Consider the following 1670-nt stretch of genomic DNA (forward strand, 5'->3'; position numbering starts at 1 on the left):
AATCAACAAAACAAACAAGGTGAAAGCCAAAATGAAGATGATAAAAGAGATGAAGAACAGAAAAATAATATAACTAAAGATGAAGACCTTTTTATGAAATGGAGAGAAATCGATAGTAATTTGGAGAAAATCCACAAGGATTGGAATGATTATGAGGTAGAAAGCGTAAAAAAAGGAGGCAATCCAGATCAAGGAAAAGAATTTAAAAAGGCATTGAATTCCTTTACAAAAACAGTAGAGAACAGACAGATAACCGATATTGTGGATGCAGGTAGTAAAGCAATTAATTTTTTAGCCCCTTTTTTTGAATTATACAAAGATGAAATAAATGGAGACCTTTCTAGGATAAGTTATTTTACTTACCAAGCTTTTCTAAATGCCAGAGAAAAGGATATAAAAACTGCTGATAAATTGATTAATGAAGCAGTAGAACACTCTGGAAGAATCAGACAAAAATTAGATAAAGATAAGGATGAAGATAAAATAAAAGATTTAGATAAACTATCTTTAGCAATTTCGGATATGAAGCTTGCATTAAATGAAAACAGCATAAAGTTATTAGAAATTAAAAGAGATATAACCCTTAAAAATATAAAAGCTTTAAGGGAGTAGACAAACAAGGGGGACTTTTGGATGAAACCTGAAGCAATAAAAGATTATTTTTTAGTGAATGGTAAAGTTGAGTCTATTACAAACGTAGAAATTTTTGAAAAAATAACAAAACCACCTATATACGAAGTGATTAGAGTAATAGATAAAGTACCATTGTTTTTGGAAGAACATTTAAATAGGATGAGAGAATCTGCAAAGATTGTCGATTATCATATTATAAGAAAAGATAAAGAGATAGAAAAGGATATAAAAGAGTTAATAAATAAAAATAGTATTGAAAATTTAAATGTTAAACTATTATGTGCAGATATTGAAGGAATGGGACAGGTATTCTTAGCTTATTTTATAAAAAGTTTCTATCCACCAGAAGAATACTATAAAAAAGGTATCCACACTATATTATTCCACTATGAAAGAAAAAATCCTAATGCAAAAGTTCAAATGGTATCTTTTAGGGAAGAGGTAGCCAAAAAATTAGAGGAAAACAATGCCTTTGAAGCCCTGTTGGTAAATAAAAATGGATATATTCCTGAAGGCAGCAGATCTAATATGTTCTTTGTAAAAGGTGATAAAATATACACTGCCCCTAAAGGAGATGTTCTACTAGGTATTACAAGAAAATATATATTCCAAGTATGCGAAGAATTGAATATAAAAATTATTGAAGAAAATATACATATAGAAGATTTGGAAAAATTAGATGGTGCTTTCATGTCAGGCACTTCAGTAAATGTTCTTCCTATCTCAAGTGTTGATGATATAAAATTAAATTCGATAAATAATAAAATTATAAAAGAAGCGAATAATGCTTATATAAATAAGATGAAAACATATATAAAGAAGAAAACCTTGTAGCTATTAGTTACAAGGTTTTTTTATTTTTCTATTGACAATAGGAGAATGTTGGTGTACTATATAAATAACACACCAAGACATTATAACAATGGAGGTGAAATAATGAATTTTAACGATAATCTTCCTATATATATTCAAATTATGAATTTAATAAAGAGTAAGATGGTTTCAGAAGCAATTAGTGGAGGTGATAAATTGCCATC

General features: G+C 28.1%; 2 protein-coding genes. Both read left to right on the forward strand.

Going from position 1 to position 1670, the window contains the following annotated elements:
• Positions 1-612, forward strand: a 612-nt coding sequence (locus VK998_RS04930; RefSeq protein ID WP_325226180.1) for a hypothetical protein, incomplete at its 5' end; no start/stop codon positions are given.
• Positions 613-633: 21 nt separating this feature from the next.
• Entirely contained in the window at positions 634-1467 is an 834-nt protein-coding gene (locus VK998_RS04935) for an aminotransferase class IV (RefSeq protein WP_325226181.1), read from the forward strand.
• Positions 1468-1670: the final 203 nt, after the last annotated feature.

The organism is Schnuerera sp. (genome assembly GCF_035459645.1).
Lineage (GTDB): Bacteria > Bacillota > Clostridia > Tissierellales > Tepidimicrobiaceae > Schnuerera.